At 40.5% G+C, this 26,252-nt stretch carries 32 protein-coding genes; all 32 read right to left on the bottom strand.

Features of this window, described 5'->3' with window-relative positions:
* Nucleotides 1–335: 335 nt before the first annotated feature.
* The 32 genes from JF53_RS10255 to rplL all read right to left on the bottom strand — a co-directional run bounded on the left by JF53_RS10255 (nucleotide 336) and on the right by rplL (nucleotide 26,213).
* The gene (locus tag JF53_RS10255) at nucleotides 336–980 is read right to left on the bottom strand and encodes an adenylate kinase (RefSeq protein WP_047981944.1); all 645 of its coding nucleotides are present in this window, start codon (nucleotides 978–980) and stop codon (nucleotides 336–338) included.
* 27 nt (nucleotides 981–1,007) lie between these two features.
* Nucleotides 1,008–2,297, bottom strand: a complete 1,290-nt coding sequence (gene secY / locus JF53_RS10250) for a preprotein translocase subunit SecY (protein WP_047981945.1) — start codon at nucleotides 2,295–2,297, stop codon at nucleotides 1,008–1,010.
* Nucleotides 2,297–2,737: a 50S ribosomal protein L15 gene (gene rplO / locus JF53_RS10245; RefSeq protein WP_047981946.1), complete on the bottom strand. Its 441-nt coding sequence runs from the start codon at nucleotides 2,735–2,737 to the stop codon at nucleotides 2,297–2,299. The genes secY and rplO overlap by 1 nt, the downstream gene beginning before the upstream one ends.
* A gap of 31 nt (nucleotides 2,738–2,768) precedes the next feature.
* Nucleotides 2,769–2,951 (bottom strand): 50S ribosomal protein L30, encoded by a 183-nt coding sequence (rpmD, locus tag JF53_RS10240; protein WP_047981947.1) that lies wholly within the window; start codon nucleotides 2,949–2,951, stop codon nucleotides 2,769–2,771.
* Nucleotides 2,952–2,964: 13 nt separating this feature from the next.
* Entirely contained in the window at nucleotides 2,965–3,468 is a 504-nt protein-coding gene (rpsE, locus tag JF53_RS10235) for a 30S ribosomal protein S5 (protein WP_047981948.1), read from the bottom strand.
* A gap of 20 nt (nucleotides 3,469–3,488) precedes the next feature.
* Nucleotides 3,489–3,851 (bottom strand): 50S ribosomal protein L18, encoded by a 363-nt coding sequence (rplR, locus tag JF53_RS10230; protein ID WP_047981949.1) that lies wholly within the window; start codon nucleotides 3,849–3,851, stop codon nucleotides 3,489–3,491.
* Nucleotides 3,852–3,881: 30 nt separating this feature from the next.
* The gene (rplF, locus tag JF53_RS10225) at nucleotides 3,882–4,418 is read right to left on the bottom strand and encodes a 50S ribosomal protein L6 (protein ID WP_047981950.1); all 537 of its coding nucleotides are present in this window, start codon (nucleotides 4,416–4,418) and stop codon (nucleotides 3,882–3,884) included.
* A gap of 30 nt (nucleotides 4,419–4,448) precedes the next feature.
* The gene (rpsH, locus tag JF53_RS10220) at nucleotides 4,449–4,847 is read right to left on the bottom strand and encodes a 30S ribosomal protein S8 (RefSeq protein ID WP_047981951.1); all 399 of its coding nucleotides are present in this window, start codon (nucleotides 4,845–4,847) and stop codon (nucleotides 4,449–4,451) included.
* A gap of 30 nt (nucleotides 4,848–4,877) precedes the next feature.
* Nucleotides 4,878–5,063, bottom strand: coding sequence for a type Z 30S ribosomal protein S14 (locus JF53_RS10215; protein WP_047981952.1), 186 nt, complete (start codon nucleotides 5,061–5,063; stop codon nucleotides 4,878–4,880).
* A 28-nt stretch (nucleotides 5,064–5,091) separates the two neighbouring features.
* A complete protein-coding gene (gene rplE / locus JF53_RS10210; RefSeq protein WP_083443605.1) occupies nucleotides 5,092–5,631 on the bottom strand; it encodes a 50S ribosomal protein L5 in 540 nt (179 codons plus the stop codon).
* A gap of 27 nt (nucleotides 5,632–5,658) precedes the next feature.
* Entirely contained in the window at nucleotides 5,659–5,970 is a 312-nt protein-coding gene (gene rplX / locus JF53_RS10205; protein WP_047981954.1) for a 50S ribosomal protein L24, read from the bottom strand.
* A gap of 36 nt (nucleotides 5,971–6,006) precedes the next feature.
* Nucleotides 6,007–6,375: a 50S ribosomal protein L14 gene (rplN, locus tag JF53_RS10200; protein ID WP_047981955.1), complete on the bottom strand. Its 369-nt coding sequence runs from the start codon at nucleotides 6,373–6,375 to the stop codon at nucleotides 6,007–6,009.
* 43 nt (nucleotides 6,376–6,418) lie between these two features.
* Complete coding sequence (rpsQ, locus tag JF53_RS10195) at nucleotides 6,419–6,682, bottom strand: 30S ribosomal protein S17 (RefSeq protein ID WP_047981956.1); 264 nt, start codon at nucleotides 6,680–6,682, stop codon at nucleotides 6,419–6,421.
* Nucleotides 6,683–6,706: 24 nt separating this feature from the next.
* Entirely contained in the window at nucleotides 6,707–6,907 is a 201-nt protein-coding gene (gene rpmC, locus JF53_RS10190) for a 50S ribosomal protein L29 (RefSeq protein WP_047981957.1), read from the bottom strand.
* A complete protein-coding gene (rplP, locus tag JF53_RS10185; RefSeq protein ID WP_010095762.1) occupies nucleotides 6,897–7,331 on the bottom strand; it encodes a 50S ribosomal protein L16 in 435 nt (144 codons plus the stop codon). The genes rpmC and rplP overlap by 11 nt, the downstream gene beginning before the upstream one ends.
* 18 nt (nucleotides 7,332–7,349) lie before the next feature.
* Entirely contained in the window at nucleotides 7,350–7,991 is a 642-nt protein-coding gene (gene rpsC / locus JF53_RS10180; RefSeq protein WP_047981958.1) for a 30S ribosomal protein S3, read from the bottom strand.
* 3 nt (nucleotides 7,992–7,994) lie between these two features.
* A complete protein-coding gene (rplV, locus tag JF53_RS10175) occupies nucleotides 7,995–8,336 on the bottom strand; it encodes a 50S ribosomal protein L22 (protein WP_047981959.1) in 342 nt (113 codons plus the stop codon).
* A 20-nt stretch (nucleotides 8,337–8,356) separates the two neighbouring features.
* Nucleotides 8,357–8,635 (bottom strand): 30S ribosomal protein S19, encoded by a 279-nt coding sequence (gene rpsS, locus JF53_RS10170; protein WP_047981960.1) that lies wholly within the window; start codon nucleotides 8,633–8,635, stop codon nucleotides 8,357–8,359.
* A 57-nt stretch (nucleotides 8,636–8,692) separates the two neighbouring features.
* Nucleotides 8,693–9,523, bottom strand: coding sequence for a 50S ribosomal protein L2 (gene rplB / locus JF53_RS10165; protein WP_047981961.1), 831 nt, complete (start codon nucleotides 9,521–9,523; stop codon nucleotides 8,693–8,695).
* 29 nt (nucleotides 9,524–9,552) lie between these two features.
* Nucleotides 9,553–9,840: a 50S ribosomal protein L23 gene (gene rplW, locus JF53_RS10160; RefSeq protein WP_047981962.1), complete on the bottom strand. Its 288-nt coding sequence runs from the start codon at nucleotides 9,838–9,840 to the stop codon at nucleotides 9,553–9,555.
* Nucleotides 9,840–10,463: a 50S ribosomal protein L4 gene (rplD, locus tag JF53_RS10155; RefSeq protein ID WP_047981963.1), complete on the bottom strand. Its 624-nt coding sequence runs from the start codon at nucleotides 10,461–10,463 to the stop codon at nucleotides 9,840–9,842. The genes rplW and rplD overlap by 1 nt, the downstream gene beginning before the upstream one ends.
* Nucleotides 10,464–10,489: 26 nt before the next feature.
* A complete protein-coding gene (rplC, locus tag JF53_RS10150; protein WP_047981964.1) occupies nucleotides 10,490–11,119 on the bottom strand; it encodes a 50S ribosomal protein L3 in 630 nt (209 codons plus the stop codon).
* 30 nt (nucleotides 11,120–11,149) lie between these two features.
* Nucleotides 11,150–11,458 carry a 30S ribosomal protein S10 gene (gene rpsJ, locus JF53_RS10145; RefSeq protein WP_010095771.1) on the bottom strand — a complete coding sequence of 103 codons (309 nt, stop codon included), beginning with the start codon at nucleotides 11,456–11,458 and terminating at the stop codon, nucleotides 11,150–11,152.
* Between the two features lie 620 nt (nucleotides 11,459–12,078).
* Nucleotides 12,079–13,269: an elongation factor Tu gene (gene tuf, locus JF53_RS10140; RefSeq protein WP_047981965.1), complete on the bottom strand. Its 1,191-nt coding sequence runs from the start codon at nucleotides 13,267–13,269 to the stop codon at nucleotides 12,079–12,081.
* A 122-nt stretch (nucleotides 13,270–13,391) separates the two neighbouring features.
* Nucleotides 13,392–15,470, bottom strand: coding sequence for an elongation factor G (gene fusA, locus JF53_RS10135; protein WP_047981966.1), 2,079 nt, complete (start codon nucleotides 15,468–15,470; stop codon nucleotides 13,392–13,394).
* Nucleotides 15,471–15,512: 42 nt separating this feature from the next.
* Nucleotides 15,513–15,983 (bottom strand): 30S ribosomal protein S7, encoded by a 471-nt coding sequence (gene rpsG, locus JF53_RS10130; protein ID WP_047981967.1) that lies wholly within the window; start codon nucleotides 15,981–15,983, stop codon nucleotides 15,513–15,515.
* A 41-nt stretch (nucleotides 15,984–16,024) separates the two neighbouring features.
* The gene (gene rpsL / locus JF53_RS10125; protein WP_047981968.1) at nucleotides 16,025–16,444 is read right to left on the bottom strand and encodes a 30S ribosomal protein S12; all 420 of its coding nucleotides are present in this window, start codon (nucleotides 16,442–16,444) and stop codon (nucleotides 16,025–16,027) included.
* 134 nt (nucleotides 16,445–16,578) lie between these two features.
* Complete coding sequence (locus JF53_RS10120; protein ID WP_047981969.1) at nucleotides 16,579–16,830, bottom strand: ribosomal L7Ae/L30e/S12e/Gadd45 family protein; 252 nt, start codon at nucleotides 16,828–16,830, stop codon at nucleotides 16,579–16,581.
* Nucleotides 16,831–17,311: 481 nt separating this feature from the next.
* Nucleotides 17,312–20,920 (bottom strand): DNA-directed RNA polymerase subunit beta', encoded by a 3,609-nt coding sequence (gene rpoC / locus JF53_RS10115; RefSeq protein WP_047981970.1) that lies wholly within the window; start codon nucleotides 20,918–20,920, stop codon nucleotides 17,312–17,314.
* Between the two features lie 152 nt (nucleotides 20,921–21,072).
* A complete protein-coding gene (gene rpoB, locus JF53_RS10110; protein ID WP_047981971.1) occupies nucleotides 21,073–24,609 on the bottom strand; it encodes a DNA-directed RNA polymerase subunit beta in 3,537 nt (1,178 codons plus the stop codon).
* 468 nt (nucleotides 24,610–25,077) lie between these two features.
* Nucleotides 25,078–25,680 (bottom strand): class I SAM-dependent methyltransferase, encoded by a 603-nt coding sequence (locus JF53_RS10105; RefSeq protein WP_047981972.1) that lies wholly within the window; start codon nucleotides 25,678–25,680, stop codon nucleotides 25,078–25,080.
* A 167-nt stretch (nucleotides 25,681–25,847) separates the two neighbouring features.
* Complete coding sequence (rplL, locus tag JF53_RS10100) at nucleotides 25,848–26,213, bottom strand: 50S ribosomal protein L7/L12 (protein WP_047981973.1); 366 nt, start codon at nucleotides 26,211–26,213, stop codon at nucleotides 25,848–25,850.
* Between the last annotated feature and the right edge of the window lie 39 nt (nucleotides 26,214–26,252).

The raw sequence follows: 26,252 nt of genomic DNA, 5'->3' as shown, positions 1-26,252 counted from the left end.
AGGCTGTTTTGGACTTCTGGAGACATATAATCCATAAATCAATATGATGTGTATTCTTTCTCTTTGGTCGATCAAAAGTTTATGTTATTCCCCATCTGCACCAAGACATTTCGATCATCAATCACGAAGATGACAATCGTTTCATGCCTTAATTTGTGCCCTTGCTACTACAACAAACAAGACCTATTCGTGGAATCGAATCAGTTTCGCTAAAGCCAGGGTAATTGTTAAACACGATTGTGTTCAGCATCCATTCATAAAGCATTAAACTACACGATTCATATTAATTATCGTACAAATAGAAATGTCTATTCGTGCAAGCCTACAGTCATAGCTTATTTTTCAATTATTGATTGAATATCTTGAAAAACTAGTTCAATATCTTGATCACCATTAACCGTAACAAGATATCCCTTACGATCATAAAAATCTAGTAACGGTTTCGATTGCTCGATGTTAACCGCCAAGCGATTTTTAACCGTTTCGGGTTTATCATCATCACGTTGAATTAATGCCTGACCATCTTTGTCACAGATTCCCTCATGTTTAGGAGGATTATACATGACATGATATGCTCTACCACATGTTGGACAAATTCTACGACCGGATAAACGCTCCACTAATTTCTCTTCTGGTACATTTACATGCAATACGTAATCAATTTCTTGATTCATATCGGATAAAAGTGATTGCAAAGCATCTGCCTGTGCAATAGTTCTTGGAAAACCATCTAGCAAGAAGCCATTGGCACAATCTGCTTTACTTAATCGATCTTTAACAATACCGATTGTTACTTCATCCGGTACAAGTGCACCTTGGTCCATAAAGCTCTTCGCTTGTTTCCCAAGTTCTGTTCCTTCTTTCATTGCGTAGCGGAACATATCTCCTGTTGAAATATGAGGGATGTTATATTTTTCGCTTATTTTCTCTGCCTGAGTACCTTTACCAGCACCAGGTAGACCCATTAAAAGTAAATTCAAAAATTTCCCCTCGCTTCATTGGCTTTCTTACTTAATAAAACCTTTGTAGTGTCGCTTCACTAGCTGACCTTCTAATTGCTTCATGGTTTGTATCGCTACTCCTACAACGATTAGTAAGCTTGTGCCGCCGATTTGAACCGCACTCGGTAAGTTCGCTAATTGACCGAATAATATAGGTAATACAGCAACTGCAGCTAAGAATAATGCCCCTACAAATGTTAATCGGTTCAACACACGATTAAGATAAGTTTCGGTGTTCTTACCTGGGCGTATACCTGGAATATATCCACCTTGCTTTTGTAAGTTTTCCGCCATTTGCTCTGGGTTAACCTGAACAAATGTGTAGAAATATGTGAAAGCAATAATTAGCACAACATAAATTACCATACCTGCTGGCGTTGTATAATCAAAGATGTTTTGAATCGTAGTAGCAACATTCCCATCAAAGAAGCCCGCAACTGTTCTTGGTGCCATAATAAAGGCAACCGCAAAAATTACAGGGATAACTCCTGATGCATTTACTTTAATCGGTAAATGAGCAGAATGACCACCAACTGGTGAGCGATTAACAAGCTTTTTCGCATATTGAATTGGAATTTTACGTAATGCTTGGTTTACGAAAATAACTCCAACAATGATCGCAATTGCAGCTAAAGCAATAATCGCTACAATAATTACATTGACAAACAATTCATCACCAGCATTATTGAAATACTGGACATATAATTGTTGTACTCCGTTTGGTATTGCGGCAACGATACCCGCAAAAATGATAATCGAGATTCCATTCCCAACTCCATTTGCAGTGATCTGTTCACCTAACCACATTAAGAATGTTGTTCCTGCCGTTAATACAAGAGCGATAATAAGGAATTTCATCGGACCAGGATTTGCAATTAAACCACCACTTGCCATAGCATTGAAGCCAATGGACATCGCGATTGCTTGAACAAATGCAAGCACCACTGTTCCGTAGCGAGTAATTTGGGCTAATTTCTTACGACCCATTTCCCCTTGCTTTTTCCATTCTGTAAACTTCGGTACAACATCCATTTGCAGTAATTGCATTATGATTGATGCCGTAATGTAAGGCATAATCCCCATTGCAAAAATGGAGAAGTTTTGTAATGCCCCTCCACCAAATGTATTCAGAAATCCAAATACATTTTGTGAATTCATAAAATCAATTGCAGTTTTATCTGTGAATGGCACTGGAATAAATGTGCCTAGACGGAATACAATTAACATAAGTAATGTAAAAATTATTTTCCGTCTAATGTCAGCCACGCGCATAAAATTGGAGAATGTACGGAACATCAGATCACCTCTACTTTACCGCCTGCTCCTTCGATTGCTGCTTTTGCTGAAGCAGAGAACTTGTGAGCTTTAACGGTATATTTGTTTTCGACAGAACCGTTACCAAGTACTTTTATACCTGATTTAAGGCTCGATACGACACCTGTTTCAAGTAGTAGCTCAGGAGTGATTTCTGTGCCGTCTTCAAATCGATTTAAAACGTCTAAGTTCACTATAGCATATTCTTTACGGTTTATGTTTGTAAATCCACGTTTTGGTAAACGTTGGAATAAAGGCATTTGTCCACCTTCAAATCCTGGACGTACACCACCGCCTGAACGCGCCTTTTGTCCTTTGTGTCCTCTACCGGAAGTTTTTCCGTTACCAGATGATGTTCCGCGTCCGACACGGTTTCTCTCTTTACGTGTACCTTCTGCTGGCTTCAATTCATGAAGTTTCATACGAGCACCTCCTCTTTACGCTTATGTTTTATTAACCTTCTTTAACCGTTACAAGATGAGATACTTTGTTAACCATTCCGCGAATAGCCGGCGTATCCTCAAGAACCACGGTTTGACGAATCTTTCTTAAACCTAGTGCTTCAACAGTCTTAATTTGCTTATCTTTCGCACCTATAACACTGCGTGTGAGGGTGATTTCTAATTTTTTAGACATAATGTTTCCCTCCTTATCCTAACAGTTCTTCTACAGACTTTCCTCGTAGTTTTGCTACATCTTCTGCGCGCTTCAGGTTGCTTAACCCGTTCATTGTCGCACGAATCATATTAATTGGCGTGTTAGATCCAAGTGATTTCGTTAAAATGTCACCTACACCTGCAAGTTCAAGTACCGCACGAACTGGACCACCAGAGATAACTCCAGTACCTTCAGAAGCTGGTTTCATTAATACATTACCAGAACCGAATACACCGTGAATTTCGTGTGGAATTGTTGTACCAACGATTGGTACAGCAATTAGATTTTTCTTCGCATCATCAACTGCTTTTTTAATAGCGTCTGGTACTTCTTGTGCTTTACCAGTACCAAATCCAACGTTACCGTTTTTGTCTCCAACTACTACTAGTGCAGCAAAACGGAAACGACGTCCACCTTTAACAACTTTCGCAACGCGGTTTACCGCAACAACGCGTTCTTCAAGATCTAATTTATTAGGATCGATTACTGTTTTCATCTGTGTCCCTCCTTTAACGATTAAAATTCAAGACCTGCCTCACGAGCAGCATCTGCCAAAGCTTTTACACGACCATGATAAAGGTAGCCTCCACGATCAAATACAACTGATTTATGACCTTTATCTTGGGCACGTTTTGCGATTAATTCACCAACCTGTGTTGCAGCAGCAACACTGCTTGAAGAATCTACGCTTAATTCTTTATCAACTGTAGATGCGCTAGCTAATGTAACACCAGTTGTGTCATCAATTAACTGTGCATAAATGTGTTTATTTGAACGATACACGTTTAAACGAGGACGTTCAGCTGTTCCAAATAAGTTTTTGCGAACACGATTATGTCTTCTTTTACGTGAAACATTTTTGTCAGGTTTTGTGATCATTTGGGTCACTCCTTTCTCGCCTAACTAACCTTACTTAGCAGTTTTACCTTCTTTACGACGTACATACTCATCAACGTAGCGAATACCTTTACCTTTATATGGCTCAGGTGGTCTGATAGCTCTAATGTTGGCAGCAATTGCTCCAACTTTTTCCTTATCAATACCTTTTACGATTAATGATGTGTTAGATGGTACGTCGATTTCGATACCATCGATTGGATCTATTTCAACTGGATGTGAGTACCCAGCATTAACGACGATTTTATTACCTTGTTTTGTTGCACGATAACCTACACCGATGATTTGAAGTTGTTTTTCGAATCCTTTCGATACACCTTCAACCATGTTAGCGATGATGCTACGAGTTGTTCCGTGTAATGAACGATGTTGTTTCTGTTCACTTGGACGTTCAACTGTAAGCACGTTATCCGTTACAACTACTTTCATATCACTATGAAAATCTCTAGTTAGTTCACCCTTAGGGCCTTTTACAGTAATTGTATTACCGTTAAGTTTTACTTCTACACCACTCGGAATCTCAATTGGTTTTAGTCCTATACGAGACATTCCATGCACCTCCTCATCAAAAAAAGTTAATTACCAAACATATGCAAGAACTTCGCCACCAACAGCTTGTGCGCGTGCTTCTTTATCAGAAAGAACACCTTTAGATGTTGATACGATAGCAATACCTAAACCATTAAGTACACGTGGTACTTCGTCAGCTTTTGCATAAACACGTAGTCCTGGCTTACTAATACGCTTAATTCCTGTAATAACTCGTTCCTCATTTACACCGTACTTAAGGAATATACGCAGAACGCCTTGCTTGTTATCTTCAATAACTTCATAATCACGTACAAAGCCTTCTCGTTTTAGGATATCAGCAATATCAGTTTTAATTTTAGAAGCAGGAAGCTCTAATTTCTCATGTTTTACCATGTTAGCATTACGAATACGAGTAAGCATATCTGCGATTGGATCTGTCATAACCATTACATAATTACCTCCTTCCCAAATCGGGGTTTACCAGCTTGCTTTTTTGACACCAGGAATTTGACCTTTGTAGGCAAGTTCACGGAAACAAATACGGCAAAGTTTAAATTTACGAATTACAGAATGCGGACGTCCGCAACGTTCACAACGAGTATACTCTTGTACTTGATACTTTTGTGGACGTTTTTGCTTCGCAATCATTGATTTTTTAGCCACAATTTTCCCTCCTTGTATTAGCTCATGTCTATTTTTGGAAAGGCATGCCAAGCTGAGCTAAAAGTTCACGTGCTTCTTCATCAGTATTAGAAGTTGTTACGATAACAATATCCATACCACGCACTTTGTTTACTTTATCGAAATTAATTTCTGGGAAAATTAATTGTTCTTTAACACCTAATGTGTAGTTCCCACGGCCATCAAATGCTTTCTTAGAGATACCGCGGAAGTCACGTACACGTGGTAAAGAAACAGCAACTAGTTTGTGTAAGAATTCATACATACGCTCACCGCGTAATGTAACTTTCGCACCAATTGGCATTCCTTCACGTAGACGGAAACCTGCGATTGATTTTTTAGCACGTGTAACCAATGGCTTTTGACCAGAAATTAATCCTAGTTCTTCAACAGCTGCATCTAGTGCTTTAGAGTTTTGAACCGCGTCACCAACACCCATGTTGATTACGATTTTCTCTAATTTAGGCACTTCCATTACAGACTTGTAATTAAATTTATTCATTAAAGATGGTACTATTTCATCTTGGTATTTTTGTCTTAATTGATTCACCATGTTGCCCTCCTTTCACAGCACATACTATTTATCTAATGCTTCACCGGAACTTTTAGCGATGCGGACCTTTTTGCCGTCGCGTACTTCGTGACCAACACGAGTTGGTTTGCCGGATTTTGGATCTACTGGCATCACGTTAGAAACATGAATCGGAGCTTCTTGGTTAAGAATTCCGCCTTGAGGATTTTCTTGTGATGGCTTCGCGTGTTTTTTAATCATGTTAACACCCTCAACAAGAACACGATCCTTTTTCGGATATGCTTCTAAAATTGTGCCTGTCTTACCACGGTCTTTACCGGATATTACGATAACTTTATCACCTTTTTTTACATGCATGCTTGACGCACCTCCTTGACAAGGTAATTCTCTTTCTTATAGAACTTCTGGAGCTAGAGATACGATTTTCATGAATTGTGCATCACGTAATTCACGTGCAACTGGTCCGAAGATACGAGTACCTCTTGGACTTTTGTCGTCACGGATGATTACGGCAGCATTTTCATCAAAACGAATATACGAGCCATCTTTACGGCGTACACCAGACTTCGTACGTACGATTACTGCTCTAACTACGTCACCTTTTTTGACAACGCCTCCTGGTGTTGCTTGTTTTACGGAACAAACAATAACATCACCAATATTAGCAGTCTTACGTCCTGAACCACCAAGTACTTTAATGGTCAGTAACTCACGTGCACCAGAGTTATCTGCAACTTTTAATCTAGTTTCTGATTGGATCAACGCTTGCGACCTCCCTTCGGATTACCTTCCGAGCGAACTTTAATTATATAATTACCGCTTCTTCTACTACTTCAACTAGACGGAAACGCTTAGTTGCTGATAGCGGACGAGTTTCCATAATACGAACAACATCACCTGTTTTAGCTTGGTTGTTTTCATCATGGGCTTTGAATTTTTTAGAGTATTTTACTCGTTTACCATATAATTTATGGGTTTTGTATGTTTCAACTAAAACAGTGATAGTTTTATCCATTTTGTCTGAAACAACACGGCCTGTATATACCTTACGATCATTACGTTCAGTCATTTTGAGGCTAACCTCCTCTCATTATCAGTTATTTACGCTAAGTTCACGTTGACGTACAACAGTTTTCATACGAGCAATGGTCTTTCTTACTTCACGGATACGTGCAGTGTTTTCAAGTTGACCTGTTGCTAATTGAAAGCGCAAATTAAATAATTCTTCTTTTAAAGCTTTTAACTTTTGTTCAATTTCGGCAGTGGTTAGTTCTCTGATATCATTAGCCTTCATTGATTTCACCACCAATTTCTTCACGTTTTACAAATTTAGTTTTAATCGGAAGCTTATGAGATGCAAGACGCAATGCTTCGCGTGCCACTTCTTCAGATACTCCAGCGATTTCAAACATAACTTTGCCTGGTTTTACTACAGCTACCCAGCCCTCAGGAGCACCTTTACCAGAACCCATTCGGACTTCTAGAGGCTTAGCTGTATAAGGCTTATCTGGGAAAATTTTAATCCAAACTTTACCGCCACGTTTCATGTAACGAGTCATAGCGATACGAGCAGCCTCGATTTGGCGACTTGTAATCCAAGAAGCCTCAAGAGCTTGTATTCCATATTCACCAAAAGTAACTTGAGTGCCACCTTTTGCTTGGCCTCTCATTTTACCACGATGTTGTCTACGATATTTAACACGTTTAGGCATTAACATAATAGTAAGCCCCCTTCCTTATTTCTTTGTTTTAGTTGGAAGGACTTCGCCACGATAGATCCACACTTTAACACCAAGTTTACCGAATGTAGTATCAGCTTCTGCTGTTGCATAATCGATATCAGCACGTAATGTGTGTAGTGGAACTGTTCCTTCACTGTAATGTTCAGCACGAGCAATATCTGCGCCACCAAGACGACCAGATACCTGTGTTTTAATTCCTTTTGCACCAGCACGCATCGCACGTTGGATTGCTTGCTTTTGTGCACGACGGAATGAAATACGATTTTCTAATTGACGAGCAATATTTTCAGCAACTAACTTCGCATTGACATCAACTTTCTTGATTTCCACGATGTTAATGTGAACACGTTTGCCAGTTAAACTATTTAATGCGTTACGTAGAGCTTCTACTTCAGAACCGCCCTTACCGATAACCATTCCTGGTTTACCAGTATGGATCGTAATGTTTACACGATTTGCTGCGCGTTCGATTTCAATATGGGAAACAGCAGCAGTTTTTAAGCGGTTTTCAAGATATTCTCTGATTTTAATATCTTCGTGTAGTAAGTCTGCATAGTCTTTGCCAGCATACCATTTAGACTCCCAGTCTTTAATAATACCGACGCGAAGACCTGTTGGATTCACTTTTTGACCCACTAACTACCCCTCCTTCTTTTCTGTTACAACCACTGTAATGTGGCTAGTGCGCTTGTTAATCTTGCTTGCGCGTCCTTGAGCGCGTGGACGGAAACGTTTCAATGTTACACCTTCGTTTACGAATGCTTCTGAGATAATTAGATTATCTGTATCCATTTCATAGTTGTGCTCTGCATTTGCGATAGCAGATTTAAGCACTTTTTCTACTACTGGAGAAGCTCCGCGTTGTGTGTGGCGTAGAATAGCAATGGCATCGCCAACTTTTTTTCCTCGAATTAAATCAACGACTAATCGCACTTTACGAGGAGCAATACGAACTGATTTTGCTACGGCTTTAGCTTGCATACCTTAAGCGCCTCCTCTCATTAGCGTTTTGTTTTCTTATCATCGGCTGCGTGCCCTTTATACGTACGTGTTGGAGCAAATTCACCTAATTTATGTCCAACCATGTCTTCTGTAACGAATACAGGAACATGTTTACGTCCATCGTATACAGCAATCGTATGACCGATAAATGTTGGGAATATAGTAGAACGACGTGACCAAGTTTTAACTACTTGCTTCTTGTCAGATTCATTCAATTGATCAATCTTTTTCAATAGATGGTCATCTGCAAAAGGTCCTTTTTTTAAGCTACGACCCATGGATAAACCTCCTTTCGAAGTTCAGAGATGGGTGTTTGTTCCCACTCCGTGTTACGATTATTTTTTACGTTTACGTACAATAAACTTATCTGATGCTTTGTTACGTTTACGTGTTTTGTAACCAAGTGTTGGTTTGCCCCATGGTGACATTGGTGATTTACGACCGATTGGTGCGCGTCCTTCACCACCACCGTGTGGGTGATCATTCGGGTTCATTACAGATCCACGTACAGTTGGGCGAATACCTTTCCAACGTGAACGACCCGCTTTACCGATACGAATTAATTCATGTTCGATGTTACCTACTTGACCTACTGTAGCGCGGCAAGTTGATAATACCAAGCGAACTTCACCAGAAGCTAAACGTACTAATGTATATTTATCTTCACGACCAAGGATTTGAGCTTCTGCACCAGCAGAACGAGCTAGTTGTCCACCATTTCCTGGCTTAAGTTCGATATTATGAATAATTGTACCAACTGGAATATTTGCTAATGGAAGTGCGTTACCTACTTTGATATCTGCGCTTTCTCCAGATTCGATTACTTGCCCTACTTGTAAGCCTTTTGGAGCAAGGATATAACGCTTCTCACCGTCAGCGTAGTTAATTAATGCAATGTTAGCGGTACGGTTTGGATCGTACTCAACTGTAGCAACGTGACCTGGTATACCATCTTTGTCGCGTTTGAAGTCGATGATACGATATTGACGCTTGTGACCGCCACCTTGATGACGAACCGTTAATTTCCCTTGGTTGTTACGTCCACCACGTTTTGATAATGGTGCTAATAGGGATTTTTCCGGTTTGTCTGTTGTGATTTCAGCGAAATCAGATACAGACATATTACGTCTACCATTTGAGGTAGGTTTGAATTTTTTAATCGCCATCTTGTTTTCCCTCCTTCACTTATTTTCTCTTAGCCTTCAAAGAAATCTAGATCTTTACTGTCTTGTGAAAGCTGTACTACTGCTTTTTTACGATTTGGGCGGAAACCACCGTAACGACCCATTCGCTTGAATTTACCTTTAAGGTTCAATGTGTTAACTTTTTCAACTTTTACACCAAAGATTTCTTCAACAGCATCTTTGATTTGTGTTTTGTTAGCTTTGACACTAACTTCGAACGTATATTTCTTGTCAGCCATTTGATCAGCAGAATGTTCTGTGATGACAGGGCGCTTTATAATATCACGTGCTTCAGTCATTATGCAAGCACCTCCCCTGCTTTTTCAGCTGCAGCTTTAGTTAAGATTAGCTTGTCATGCGTTAACAAATCTAGAACGTTAACTTCAGTAACTGTTAGTACTTTTACTCCTTGGATGTTATTCGCAGAACGAATTACATTTTCATCAGTATCAGCAGTAACAATTAGCGCTTTTTTATTTACGTTTAATGCACTAAGCATGTTGATAACTTCTTTTGTTTTAGGTGCATCTATTGCGATGTTTTCTAAAACTACTAAGTTCTCTTCTTGTACTTTAGAAGATAATGCAGATTTAAGTGCTAAACGACGTACTTTCTTTGGTAATTTGTAGCTGTAGCTGCGTGGTGTTGGTCCGAAAACTACTCCACCGCCAACCCATTGTGGTGAGCGAATAGAACCTTGACGCGCACGTCCAGTTCCTTTTTGACGCCATGGTTTACGACCTCCGCCGCGCACATCAGAACGGTTTTTAACCGCATGTGTACCTTGACGCATTGACGCACGTTGCATAACTACCGCTTCGTGTAATACATGTGTATTTGGCTCAATACCGAAAACGGAATCGTTTAATTCGATTTCTCCAGCTTTTGAACCGTCTTGTTTAAATAGTGCTACTTTAGGCATGACATATCCTCCCTTCGTATATATGATTAGTTAGCCTTGATTGCACTCGTGATTTTTACGAATGATTTTTTTGCACCTGGTACATTACCTTTGATTAGTAATAGGTTACGCTCAACGTCAACACTTACTACTTCAAGGTTTTGGATTGTTACTTGTTCAGAACCCATATGACCTGGTAGGTTTTTACCCGGGAATACGCGCATTGCGTCGATAGCTCCCATTGAACCTGGAGCTCTGTGGTAGTGAGAACCGTGAGACATTGGTCCGCGTGATTGTCCATGGCGTTTAATAGAGCCTTGGAATCCTTTACCTTTAGAAGTTCCGGTTACATCAACCATTTCGCCAGCTTGGAAAATTTCAACACTAATCGCTTGACCTACTTCATACTCGCCAAGATTAGCGTCACGGATTTCACGAACGTAGCGCTTAGGGGTTGTGTTTGCTTTTTCAGCATGACCTTTTTTCGCTTTGTTTGAACGTGATTCCTTTAAATCTTGAAAACCGATTTGAATTGCTTCATACCCATCGTTTTCAACAGTTCTTTTTTGTAATACAACGTTAGGCTCAGCTTGAACAACTGTTACAGGGATTAACTCGCCGTTTTCATTAAACAATTGTGTCATGCCGATTTTACGACCTAAGATTCCTTTCGTCATCCGTTACACCTCCTATTTTAAAAACAAATTTTATAGTTTAATTTCAATGTCAACACCTGATGGTAAGTCAAGACGCATTAACGAATCAACTGTTTGTGGTGTTGGGTTCACAATATCGATAAGGCGTTTATGTGTACGCATTTCGAATTGTTCACGTGAGTCCTTGTATTTATGAACCGCACGTAAAATTGTGTAAACAGCTTTTTCTGTAGGTAGTGGAATCGGTCCAGAAACTTTCGCACCAGAACGCTTCGCAGTATCTACGATTTTCTCAGCAGATTGATCTAAAATACGGTGATCATATGCTTTTAAACGGATTCTAATCTTTTCTTTTGCCATTATTTTCCCTCCTTTTCGCCCATATTATTATAGACATACTCCGTGAAAATTTTCTTGGCCACCGCCCATGGCAAAGGGGCCGGGTGTGCCAACAACCTTCCACATCATCGCCTGAAACGACCAACATTCTCATTATATAGAAATTATGCGGTCAATGCAACCTTTTTTTAAGAAAATCTAGTTTGTTGCACATCTATGTATTATACGTACTATTTTCAGTGATTGCAAGGGTTCAAGGGATTTTTTTGGGTTGGGAAAGTTTGGAGTGTTTAAGACGTAAATTTTGTTAGAAATTTGGGGTAGTACTTATGACCCGCTTCGGTAATAGACTTCGCTTTCCGCAGGGGGCGGGTGAGCCTCCTCAGAGCTATGCTCTTCCGGGGTCTCACCGCTGCCCTTCCTCCCGCAGGACAAGGAATGCTTCGGCAGCGATTCATCGCACGCAGAAAAAGCGTTATCCTTTTTCAAGGAGTCTTCGTCTATTACCTACGCTAGTCAGTGCATTGGTCACCTTAATTCTTTTATCGTAGGATTTAACTTGAAACCCCTCTTATTATACTGCACCAGGATACACAAAAAAACAGGTAGCGCGAATGCGTTACCTGTTTTTGAATTATTACTTATTTAGAGATTGAAGTTACAACGCCTGATCCTACAGTACGTCCACCTTCGCGGATTGAGAAACGAGTTCCGTCTTCGATCGCGATTGGAGAGATTAGTTCAACATTCATTTCGATGTTGTCTCCAGGCATTACCATTTCTACTCCGTCTGGTAAAGAAACAACACCAGTTACGTCAGTTGTACGGAAGTAGAACTGTGGGCGGTAGTTAGTGAAGAATGGAGTGTGACGTCCACCTTCTTCTTTTGACAATACATAAACTTCAGCTTTGAAGTTAGTGTGTGGAGTGATTGTACCTGGCTTAGCAAGTACTTGACCACGGTTGATGTCTTCACGTGCAACACCACGTAGAAGTGCACCAATGTTATCACCAGCTTCTGCATAATCAAGAAGCTTACGGAACATTTCAACACCTGTTACAGTTGATTTAGCTGATTCTTCAGTTAAACCAATGATTTCGATTTCGTCACCGACTTTAACTTGACCGCGTTCTACACGACCAGTAGCAACAGTACCACGACCAGTGATTGAGAATACATCCTCAACTGGCATCATGAATGGTTTGTCAGTTTGACGTTCTGGAGTTGGTACATACTCATCAACAGCGTTCATTAGATCAATGATCGCTTGCTCGTATTTTTCGTCTCCTTCAAGCGCTCTAAGAGCAGAACCACTGATTACTGGTACATCGTCACCAGGGAAGTCATATTCAGATAATAGATCACGTACTTCCATTTCAACTAGTTCTAGTAATTCTTCGTCATCAACCATATCTACTTTGTTTAGGAATACTACGATTGTAGGTACACCTACGTTTTTAGATAATAGGATGTGCTCACGAGTTTGTGGCATTGGACCATCAGCAGCAGATACTACTAGGATAGCTCCGTCCATTTGTGCAGCACCAGTGATCATGTTTTTAACATAGTCAGCGTGTCCTGGGCAGTCTACGTGTGCATAGTGACGAGTGTCAGTTTCGTACTCAACGTGAGAAGTAGAGATTGTGATTCCACGTTCTTTTTCTTCTGGAGCACCATCGATTTGGTCGTATGCCATAGCGACACCTTTACCACTTCTTTTAGCCATTACAGTTGTAATAGCAGCAGTTAATGTAGTTTTACCATGGTCAACGTGTCCGATTGTTCCAATGTTAACGTGACTTTTCGAGCGATCAAATTTTTCTTTAGCCATTTATAGTTCCTCCTTTAAATAAATCAAAGATATTTTTTAAGTATTTTGTGCCAAGAAATAACAGCTTGTGTTATTTCTTAGCCTACAATAAAAGTTATACTTGAGAATAACTAAAAATGCAATTATTGTCCAGCATTTTTCTTAATTATTTCTTCAGAAACACTTTTCGGTACTTCTTCATAGTGATCAAAGTGCATAGTGTATGTTCCACGACCTTGTGTGTTTGAACGTAATGCAGTAGCATATCCAAACATTTCAGCAAGTGGTACGAATGATTTAACAACTTGTTGTTGTCCACGCGCTTCCATACCTTCCATGCGACCACGACGAGAAGTGATATCTCCAATGATGTCTCCCATGTATTCTTCTGGGATAACAACTTCTACTCTCATCATTGGTTCAAGTAGAACTGGATTACACTTGTTCTTAGCTGCTTTAAGTGCCATTGATGCAGCGATCTTAAACGCCATTTCGTTAGAGTCAACATCATGGTAGCTTCCATCAAATAAAGAAGCCTTAATGTCAATTACAGGGTAGCCAGCTAATACACCATTTTCCATTGCTTCTTTAATACCTTGTTCAACGGCAGGAATGTATTCACGTGGTACTACACCACCAACGATTTTGTTTTCGAATTCAAATCCAGCGCCTTCTTCGTTTGGCTCAAACTTGATCCAAACGTGACCGAATTGTCCACGACCACCAGACTGACGTACGAATTTACCTTCAACTTCAGCTGCAGCACGGAATGTTTCACGGTATGCAACCTGTGGAGCACCAACGTTAGCTTCCACTTTGAATTCACGTCTCATACGATCAACAATGATATCTAGGTGAAGCTCACCCATACCAGAGATGATGGTTTGACCTGTTTCAGGATTCGTTTCCGTTCTGAATGTCGGATCTTCTTCAGCCAGTTTACCTAAGGCGATACTCATTTTATCTTGGTCACCTTTAGTTTTTGGCTCAATAGCAACCGAGATAACTGGTTCTGGGAACTCCATAGATTCAAGAATTACTAGATTCTTTTCATCACATAAAGTATCACCAGTTGACGTGTCTTTCAATCCTACTGCCGCTGCAATCTCACCAGCATATACTGTCGGAATTTCTTCACGAGAGTTTGCATGCATTTGTAGAATACGTCCTACACGTTCACGCTTATCTTTAACAGAGTTACGTACATAAGAACCAGAATCAAGTTTTCCAGAGTAAACGCGGAAGAAAGTTAATTTACCAACAAACGGGTCAGTCATAACCTTAAATGCTAGTGCAGAGAATGGTGCTTCATCTGAAGATTCTCTTGTAACTTTTTCATCCGAATCTGGTAATGTACCTTCGATTGCAGGTACATCAGTTGGAGCCGGTAGGTAATCAATAACACCATCAAGCATTAATTGAACACCTTTGTTTTTGAAAGCAGATCCACAAAATACTGGATAGAATTCAACAGCTATTGTAGCGTTACGAATTGCTTTTTTAAGTTCTTCGTTGGAGATTTCTTCTCCTTCAAGATACTTCATCATCAGTTCTTCATCTAGTTCAGAAACTGATTCAAGTAGGCTAGTTCGTAATTCTTCTGCTTTTTCTTTGTATTCAGCTGGAATTTCAACTGCTTCTGCACGTGTACCTAAATCATCTTCATAGAAATAAGCTACCATGTCGATTAGGTCGATAATTCCGCTAAATTCATCTTCTGCACCGATTGGGAATTGTACTGGATGAGCGTTAGCTCCCAGACGTTCCTTCAATGTACCAACAGAGTATAGGAAGTCAGCACCTGTTTTATCCATTTTGTTGATAAATACAATACGTGGAACACCATAAGTTGTTGCTTGACGCCAAACTGTTTCAGTTTGAGGTTCAACACCTGATTGTGCATCTAGTACTGTAACCGCACCATCAAGTACACGTAATGAACGTTCAACTTCTACTGTGAAGTCTACGTGTCCCGGTGTATCGATGATGTTGATACGGTGACCTTTCCATTGAGCTGTTGTAGCAGCAGAAGTAATGGTAATTCCGCGCTCTTGCTCTTGCTCCATCCAGTCCATTTGTGAAGCACCTTCGTGCGTTTCACCAATCTTATGAATGCGTCCTGTATAGAAAAGAATACGCTCAGTTGTAGTGGTTTTACCTGCATCAATGTGTGCCATAATACCAATATTGCGCGTCTTTTCCAAGGAGAACTCTCTTGCCATGTATTCTTCTCCTTCCTATAAAAAGCTTTATTTTTATTTAGCTTACCAACGGTAGTGAGCGAATGCTTTATTCGCTTCAGCCATTTTGTGCATATCTTCGCGTTTCTTAACGGAAGCTCCTGTATTGTTAGAAGCATCTAGAATTTCATTAGCTAAACGTTCTTCCATTGTTTTTTCCCCGCGCAAACGTGCATAACTTACGATATAACGTAGTCCTAGTGTTTGGCGACGTTCTGGGCGAACTTCAACCGGTACTTGGTAGTTTGAACCACCAACACGGCGTGCGCGTACTTCTAGTACAGGCATTACGTTTTTCATAGCTTGCTCAAAAACTTCCATCGGATTTTGTCCGCTGCGTTGTTCAACAAGTTCGAACGCATTATAAAGAATCTTTTGTGCAATGCCTCGTTTTCCGTCAATCATGATTTGGTTGATTAAACGAGTTACTAGTTTTGAGTTATAAAGTGGATCTGGCAAGACATCGCGCTTAGGTACTGGTCCTTTACGTGGCATATGTCCCCCTCCTTTCCTATTTTCTGTGTTGTCGTACTATATTACTTTTTCTCTTTAGGGCGTTTTGTACCGTACTTAGAGCGACCTTGCATACGACCGTCTACTCCAGCAGTATCAAGTGCACCACGAACGATGTGGTAACGTACCCCCGGTAAGTCTTTTACACGTCCACCACGGATTAGAACTACACTGTGCTCCTGTAGGTTATGTCCAATACCAGGAATGTATGCAGTTACCTCCATGTTGTTTGATAAACGAACACGCGCATATTTACGTAACGCCGAGTTCGGTTTTTTAGGAGTTAGTGTACCAACACGTGTACATACACCACGCTTTTGCGGTGAGTTTTCATTAGTCAATGACTTTTTGAAACTGTTGTACCCTCTGTTAAGTGCTGGTGAGTCAGATTTCTTCGGTTTGTTTACGCGACCTTTGCGTACTAGTTGGTTAATTGTAGGCATTATATTGTCCTCCCTTCCTCATTTTAATTCTTAAGAATATAGCTAGCAATCACCGGATTGTAATCCCACACATCCAGGTGGTTCATCTTGAAGCAAAAAACAAAGCTTTCGCGAGATTATACCCGCCAAAACCATCATTTCTTGATTGCTACAGTTGATGCGCCAACATCAATACCACATGCAGCGCCTAGCTTTTTCTTGGAATCAACACGCTGACATGGGATGTCTAGCGTTTTAGCTAATTCTTCAATTCTTTGTGTCATATGCCGATCAGCATCTTCAGCAATATACACTTCACTTATCTGGCCATTTTTCATTGCCTTAAGTGTTTGCTTCAAACCAATTATTGTTTGCGATTTTACATGAGTTACTTTTTCATAAGACATCGAATAACATCCTCCAAAGCAACAAGTATAAATCGGAAGCACCTTGAATATAGTATCATTCTCGTTTTTTAATGTCAACTAGAATTTCTAATATTTTTTAGTGCTTCCGAGTTATTTCCTTGTTTATCATACAAGTTATCGCATGAATAACATGTGAAATTTATTTAAGGGAGCAGTATTTGATTAGATGGAAATTCGAACGTTGCTGCACGATCCCCACTCCGGGATTATACTTCGCTTTCCGCGGGGGGCTGGTGAGCCTCCTCGTGCTGAAAAACTTGTGCGCCTGCGTCTTCTAGTAACGCTACGCAGTTAGGTTCCTCAGCGCAAGGGAGCGAAGAAGGTTATTCAAGTAGTTCCCTCACTGCGGGGTCTCACCGTTGCCCTTCTTCCCGCAGGAGTCTACGTATATTCCCAGCGCTGAATCAGTCTATCGCTCGATTGTCTATCTATTTACTGCCCTCTTTTTTAATCAAAAACATTATTGAACTGGTTGTTCTACTTCTTCTTCCACTACTTCTTCTTGTTCTACTGCTGGTAGTTGGATTTTGCGATAGCGTTGCATTCCTGTTCCAGCAGGGACAAGTTTACCGATGATAACATTCTCTTTCAATCCTAGTAATTCATCGCGCTTGCCTTTGATTGCTGCATCTGTAAGAACTCTTGTAGTTTCTTGGAATGATGCTGCAGATAAGAATGAATCTGTTTCAAGAGATGCTTTGGTAATACCTAATAATACCGGTCTTCCTACTGCTGGTTGGTTACCTTCTAGTAGGACTTTGCGGTTTGCTTCTCTAAACTGGTGTATTTCAAGCAATGAACCTGGTAGTACTTCTGTATCACCAGCATCTAGTACACGCACTTTGCGAAGCATTTGTCTTACCATTACTTCCACGTGTTTGTCGCCGATTTCTACCCCTTGCATACGATATACGCGTTGTACTTCGCGCAATAGGTAATCTTGAACACCTTGAACACCTTGAACACGGATTAATGCTTTTGGATCAACGGAACCTTCTGTAAGCTCTTGACCAGCGATTACTTCGTCTCCAACAGAAACCTTAAGTCTTGCGTTATAAGGAACCGCATATGCGCGTTGTTCCACGTCACCTTGGATTACAATTTCTTGTTTATCCTTCACTTCATGAATTTCTAGTACAGTACCATGAACTTCACTGATGATCGCTTGACCTTTCGGGTTACGCGCTTCGAATAATTCTTGGATACGAGGTAAACCTTGTGTGATATCGTCTCCAGCAACCCCACCTGTATGGAATGTACGCATCGTTAACTGTGTTCCTGGCTCACCAATTGATTGTGCAGCGATAATACCAACTGCTTCACCAACCTCAACTTCTGAACCAGTTGCAAGGTTACGTCCATAACATTTCTTACATACACCGTGTTTTGTATTACATGTGAATACAGTACGGATGGTTACTTTTTCAATACCAGCTTCCACAATTTGTTTCGCCTGATCTTCGGAAATCACTGTATCGTAATCCACAATTACTTCTTTTGTCTCAGGGTGTACAACTGTTTCAAATGCCGTACGTCCAACAAGACGGTCAAATAATGGTTCAATTATTTCATTACCATCCATTAACGCTGCTACTGGTAAACCGCGGTCTGTTCCACAATCCGTTTCACGAACGATAACGTCTTGGGCTACATCAACCAAACGACGTGTTAAGTAACCAGAGTCAGCAGTCTTAAGTGCGGTATCGGCTAGACCTTTACGAGCACCGTGGGTAGAAATGAAGTACTCTAATACCGTTAAACCTTCACGGAAGCTTGATTTAATCGGTAATTCGATGATACGACCAGCCGGGTTGGCCATTAGACCACGCATACCGGCAAGCTGTGTGAAGTTAGATGCGTTACCACGCGCTCCAGAGTCACTCATCATGAAGATCGGGTTACGATTATCTAATGACTGCATCAGCTTATCTTGAATCGTATCTTTAACTTGAGTCCAAATCGCAATAACTCTGTCATAACGCTCTTCTTCCGTGATTAAACCACGACGGAATTGCTTCATAACGTTGTCAACTTTTGTTTGACCCTCGTTCAGGATTTCTTGTTTCTCCGGTAATACAACGATATCGGAAATACCAACCGTCATACCTGCAGTGGTTGACATCGTGAAACCTAGATCCTTCATGCGGTCAAGCATTTTAGAAGTCTCGGTAATCTTAAAGCGTTTGAAGACCTCAGCGATAATGTCACCTAAGAAGCCTTTCTTAAACGGTTTAATGATTTCGCGACCCTTGATGGTTTCTTTAATATCCGTACCCTTTTCCACGAAATAATGTACTGGCGTACGTTCCTCAAGATTGCTCCTAGTAGGCTCATTAATATAAGGGAACGAATCTGGTAAGATTTCGTTGAAAATCAACTTACCAACAGTAGTTAGTAGTAATTGATCATTTTGTTCTGCTGTGAAGGTTTTATTTTTCAAGCTAGATGCTTGCACGGCAATACGTGTATGCAAATGTACATAACCGTTTTGATATGCAATTCTCGCTTCATCCACATTAGTGAAGACAGTACCTTCCCCAACAGCATCTGCACGTTCTAAGGTTAGGTAGTAGTTACCTAATACCATATCCTGTGATGGTGTAACAACTGGCTTACCATCTTTTGGATTTAAAATGTTTTGTGCTGCAAGCATTAATAGACGTGCTTCTGCTTGTGCTTCTGCAGACAATGGAACGTGAACCGCCATTTGGTCTCCATCAAAGTCAGCGTTATATGCTGTACACACTAATGGATGCAGACGAATCGCACGACCTTCTACTAATGTTGGTTCAAATGCTTGGATACCTAATCTGTGAAGCGTAGGGGCACGGTTAAGTAATACCGGATGCTCCTTAATAACGTCTTCTAATACGTCCCATACATCAGAATGAACACGTTCGATTTTGCGTTTAGCAGACTTAATATTGTGTGCAATACCACGTTCTACTAGTTCTTTCATAATAAACGGCTTGAATAATTCAAGTGCCATTTCTTTCGGTAGTCCACATTGATACATTTTTAAGTTTGGTCCTACTACGATAACGGAACGACCAGAATAGTCAACACGTTTACCTAATAGGTTTTGACGGAAACGACCTTGCTTCCCTTTCAACATATGAGAAAGAGATTTCAATGGACGGTTACCTGGTCCAGTTACTGGACGACCACGACGACCATTATCAATTAATGCATCGACCGCTTCTTGTAGCATACGTTTTTCATTTTGCACGATAATGCTAGGCGCACCAAGATCTAATAATCTTTTCAGACGGTTATTACGGTTAATAACACGACGATATAGATCATTAAGGTCAGAAGTAGCAAATCGGCCACCATCCAACTGAACCATTGGACGAATTTCTGGCGGAATAACCGGAAGAACATCTAAGATCATCCAAGATGTTTCATTTCCAGAGTTACGGAATGCTTCTAACACTTCTAGACGTTTAATTGCTCTTGTTCGACGTTGACCTTGAGCGGTTTTTAATTCTTCTTTTAGCGCATCTACTTCTTTATCAAGATCGATATCTTGTAAAAGCTTACGGATTGCTTCTGCACCCATTTGCGCTTTAAACGTATTGCCATATTTTTCGTAATAAGCACGGTATTCTTTTTCAGAAAGTAATTGTTTCTTTTCAAGTGGTGTACTACCTGGCTCTGTTACGATATATGCCGCAAAATAGATTACTTCTTCCAAGGCACGTGGAGACATGTCTAACACAAGTCCCATACGGCTTGGAATTCCTTTGAAGTACCAAATATGAGATACAGGAGCTGCTAATTCAATATGACCCATGCGCTCACGACGTACCTTCGATTTTGTTACTTCAACGCCACATCGGTCACAAACGACACCTTTATAGCGCACACGTTTATATTTTCCACAATGACATTCCCAGTCTTTCTGCGGACCAAATATACGTTCACAGAATAAGCCGTCTTTTTCTGGTTTAAGTGTACGATAGTTAATTGTTTCTGGTTTTTTTACTTCGCCGTATGACCAAGAACGGATCTTTTCGGGTGAAGCCAAACCAATTTTCATAAATTCAAAGTTATTTACATCTAACAAGGGTATACCTCCCTTTATAATGTCCGTTTTCTATGGATACCGATTGGATTAGATATTGAAGGAAGGGACAAACTAAAACTTACGATTTGAAACTTCATTCAGCATCGTCCTTCTTCACAGAAGGTTTTCAGTTGTGTCCCAGTCCTGTGTTATTAATTTTCTTCGACTTCTAGGTTTAATTTGCTTGCGGCTTGGGTTTCTTCTTCCTCTAAGTCGCGCATTTCAATTTCGGATTCGTCACCAGCTAGAATTTTTACATCTAAACCAAGACTTTGTAATTCTTTGATTAGTACCTTGAATGATTCTGGTACACCTGGTTCTGGTACATTATCACCTTTTACGATTGCTTCGTACGTCTTCACACGTCCTACAACGTCATCTGACTTCACTGTCAAGATTTCTTGAAGTGTATATGCAGCACCGTAAGCTTCTAATGCCCAAACCTCCATCTCACCGAAACGCTGTCCACCAAATTGTGCTTTACCACCAAGTGGTTGCTGCGTAACTAGTGAATATGGTCCAGTTGAACGTGCGTGCAGCTTATCATCAACCATGTGCGCAAGTTTGATCATGTACATGACCCCAACTGACACTCGGTTATCAAACGGTACACCGGTTCTTCCATCATATAAAATCGTTTTCGCATCTCTTGGCATTCCTGCTTCTTCTAATGTATCCCATACATCTTGTTCGTTTGCTCCATCAAATACTGGCGTCGCAACGTGGATACCTAGCTGTCTAGCAGCCATACCTAGGTGTAATTCAAACACCTGTCCGATGTTCATACGAGATGGTACCCCTAGTGGGTTAAGCATGATATCAACTGGCGTTCCGTCTGGTAAGTAAGGCATATCTTCTTCCGGTAAAATTCTGGAGATTACACCTTTGTTACCGTGACGACCAGCCATTTTATCTCCTTCGTGTATCTTACGTTTTTGAACGATGTATACACGAACTAGCTCGTTAACACCTGGTGGTAATTCATCGCCATCTTCACGGTTGAATACTTTAACATCAAGTACAATTCCGCCAGCACCATGCGGTACACGTAGGGATGTATCACGAACTTCACGCGCTTTTTCACCGAAGATCGCATGTAATAAACGTTCCTCTGCTGAAAGCTCTGTTACTCCTTTAGGTGTTACCTTACCAACTAAGATGTCGCCATCTGTTACTTCTGCACCAATACGAATGATTCCTTGTTCGTTCAGGTTCTTCAACGCTTCTTCCCCAACGTTTGGAATGTCTCTTGTGATTTCTTCTGGTCCAAGCTTCGTATCACGTGCTTCTGATTCATATTCTTCAATGTGAATAGATGTATACACATCGTCCTTCACTAGTCGCTCACTCATGATGATGGCATCCTCGTAGTTGTAACCTTCCCATGTCATGAACGCAACTAATACGTTACGTCCTAAGGCAAGTTCACCTTTTTCCATAGAAGGACCATCTGCAAGTACCTCACCCTTCGTTACACGATCACCTTCGCTCACGATTGGGCGTTGGTTGTAGCATGTACCTTGGTTCGAACGGATGAACTTCTGAAGCTTATAGCGATCTAAATCACCTTTTACTTCTTTTCCGTCCACTTCTGAAACGCGACGAACTAATACTTCTTTTGCTTCTACGCGTTCTACAATACCATCATATTTACAAATGATTGCTGCACCGGAATCTTTACCAGATACATATTCCATACCAGTACCAACAATCGGTGCTTCTGGGTTTAACAACGGAACTGCTTGACGTTGCATGTTTGCACCCATCAACGCACGGTTGGAGTCATCGTTTTCTAAGAACGGGATACATGCAGTCGCAGCCGAAACAACCTGCTTCGGTGATACGTCCATGTAATCAATCTTTTCACGAGCAACGACTGTGTTTTCCCCGCGGAAACGAGAAATAACTTCCGCATCGACAAATGTTCCGTCATCGTTTAAACGGGCATTTGCCTGTGCAACCACATAGTTATCTTCCTCATCAGCAGTTAGATAATCAATTTGCGCTGTTACACGACCTGTGTCTGGATCAACACGACGGTACGGTGTTTCAATAAAGCCAAATTTATTTACTTTTGCGTAAGAAGACAACGAGTTAATCAACCCGATATTCGGTCCCTCTGGCGTTTCAATCGGACACATACGACCATAGTGAGAATAGTGAACGTCACGCACTTCGAAACCAGCACGTTCACGCGTTAAACCACCAGGTCCTAATGCGGATAGACGACGCTTATGTGTTAATTCAGCTAATGGATTCGTTTGATCCATGAACTGCGATAATTGCGAGCTACCAAAGAACTCTTTAATAGATGCGATAACCGGGCGAATATTAATCAATTGCTGTGGTGTCACGCTTGATGTGTCTTGAATAGACATACGCTCACGAACAACACGCTCCATACGAGATAATCCAATACGGAATTGATTTTGTAATAATTCACCAACAGAACGAAGTCTACGGTTACCTAGATGATCAATATCATCTGTATCTCCAACCTGATGAAGTAGGTTAAAGAAGTAACTAATCGATGCTAGGATATCAGCTGGTGTAATATGTTTAACAGAAGTATCAATGTTTGCATTCCCCAAAACATTAAGTACCTTCTCACCACTTGGATCTGTCGGGTCAACAATCTTAATTGATTGGATACGAATTGGATCCTCTAAAACACCATCATGGGGTTCTAGAATGCTTTCTCCAAGCATGTCATCATTTTGCTCAAGATACGGGATGATTTTATCTAATAGTCTACGTTCTACTTTATCTCCCTTTTGGGCTAAAACTTCACCAGTTTCCGAGTCTACAATTGGCTCAGCTAGCACTTGGTTAAACAAGCGATTTTTGAGATGAAGTTTTTTGTTGATTTTATAACGACCAACATGTGCTAGGTCATAACGCTTCGGATCAAAGAAACGTGAAATCAATAAGCTTTTCGCATTTTCTACAGTAGGTGGTTCACCTGGACGCAAACGCTCATAGATTTCCAGTAGCGCTTTTTCAGTGGTTTCGGTATTGTCCTTTTCAAGCGTATTGATTAGGTATTCATTCTCACCAATCAAATCAATAATTTCTTGATTAGAACCAAAACCAAGTGCACGTAACAGCACTGTTATTGGCAATTTACGTGTACGATCAATACGGACATACGCGACGTCTTTCGCATCTGTTTCAAATTCCAACCAAGCTCCTCGGTTCGGAATAACAGTTGCAGCAACTCCTCGTTTTCCGTTTTTATCAATTTTTTCATTGAAATAGACACTCGGTGAACGAACGAGCTGTGATACGATAACACGTTCAGCCCCGTTAATAACAAATGTCCCAGTGTCTGTCATGAGAGGGAAGTCTCCCATAAAGACTTCTTGCTCCTTCACTTCGCCAGTTTCGTTGTTAATTAAACGAACCTTTACACGAAGTGGAGCGTTGTACGTAACGTCTCTTTCTTTTGATTCATCTACAGGATACTTTGGCTCACCTAAGCTGTAATCAACAAACTCAAGTGACAGATTACCCGTAAAATCCTCGATTGGAGAAATGTCCTGGAACATTTCTCGCAAACCTTCTTCCATAAACCATTCGTATGAAGCGGTTTGGATTTCGATAAGATTCGGCAATTCTAATACTTCACTGATGCGCGCATAACTTCTGCGTTGGCGGTGCCGTCCATACTGAACTAGTTGACCTGTCAACTGCTTCACCTCTCAAATCATGCATATTTTATTTGCAAGCATAGGCTTGCATTTGAAAATAACTAAACTATATTGTAAGAAAAACAACCGTTTCTAAGTAAAACATTCATTCATAGAAACTAGTGTTTTCTTAAACCAAAATACTAATAGGTTTATCCAAGCAAAGAATCACCAATCAGAACAACGTTTTTGCACGTCATATCAAATTGCTGATTAAATAATTACTTGCCATACCTAAAATAATGGGGTATCATTTTAGAATAGAAAAGCAACAATCCCCTCTCATCCACTCATGTGAAACCACTTCAAATAAATGAGAAAAATAGATAGAACGCCCACAAGTTCGATTCTATCATTGTTTCCTAAACCCACTGAATTATACACTTTTCTTTATTTCATAAATATTCCTCTTGACAAGGAAGTCCCATATTAGCATTTTATTATATTATCACACTCTAACTATAGAAGTCAAATACTTTTGGCGCGTAATATATAATAACCTTTGCTTTTTGTTACGGTCTCACAATTCCCAAATAATGCTTCCAATTTTTCGATTGCCGACGGAGCACCTTGTTTCTTTTGAATCACAACCCAAAGTTCCCCACCCTGATGCAAGCTGCTTTTACTACCCTCAAACATTCCATGAACAACCTTTTTCCCAGCCCGTATTGGTGGATTGGTTAGGATTGCAGCGAATTTTCGATTAGCTAGATTGGTAAATTGATCACTCTGGATCAATTCAACATTCTGTATATGATTATGCGCTGCGTTCGATTCCGCTAAGGCTAAAGCACGTTCATTAACATCTACCATCACCACTTGACGGTCGGGCAACAGATTCGCGATCGCCATACCAATCGGTCCATAACCACACCCTAAATCCAAGATATCTCCTGGAATCTCCGGTGGGTTAAATGATTCAATTAATAATCTCGTTCCAAAATCTACTTCGTTTTTGGAAAATACACCAACATCACTCGTAAACGCAAAATTCTTTCCGCGTAGTTCATAATTCCATGTTTTGGGTAAGCTTTTTGATTGGGGTTTTTGTGAAAAGTAATGCTCAGACATTTGGGCACCTACTTTGCATTATTATGTAATGAGAAGATTTTTCTGGCGGATAGTACTGTTCTAACCAGTCATCTACCAGTAAGCTAAGCTATACTTAACCGAAGCTAAATGTAGAGCCCGCCGATAAACACGACGAGCCCTAAGTTTTAATAGAATTAATCCATTAATTATTTTACTTCTACAGATGCGCCAGCTTCTTCAAGCTTACCTTTGATTTCTTCAGCTTCTTCTTTAGCAACGCCTTCTTTGATTGCTTTAGGAGCGTTATCTACTAAGTCTTTAGCATCTTTTAAGCCAAGACCAGTGATTTCGCGAACCGCTTTAACAACTTTAATCTTAGAAGCACCTGCATCAGCAAGGATAACATCAAATTCAGTTTTCTCAGCACCAGCGTCTCCACCAGCAGCCCCACCAGCAACAGCAACAGGTGCTGCAGCAGTTACTCCAAATTCTTCTTCAATAGCTTTAACAAGATCGTTTAAATCTAGTACAGACATTTCTTTGATAGCATCGATAATTTGCTCTTTAGTCATTTTTATTTCCTCCTAATAGTTTTTTATAATGTGACCGCT

It is taken from the genome of Ornithinibacillus contaminans (assembly GCF_001038425.2).
Taxonomy (GTDB): domain Bacteria; phylum Bacillota; class Bacilli; order Bacillales; family Amphibacillaceae; genus Ornithinibacillus; species Ornithinibacillus contaminans.
This window is presented reverse-complemented; position numbering and strand designations above follow the sequence as displayed.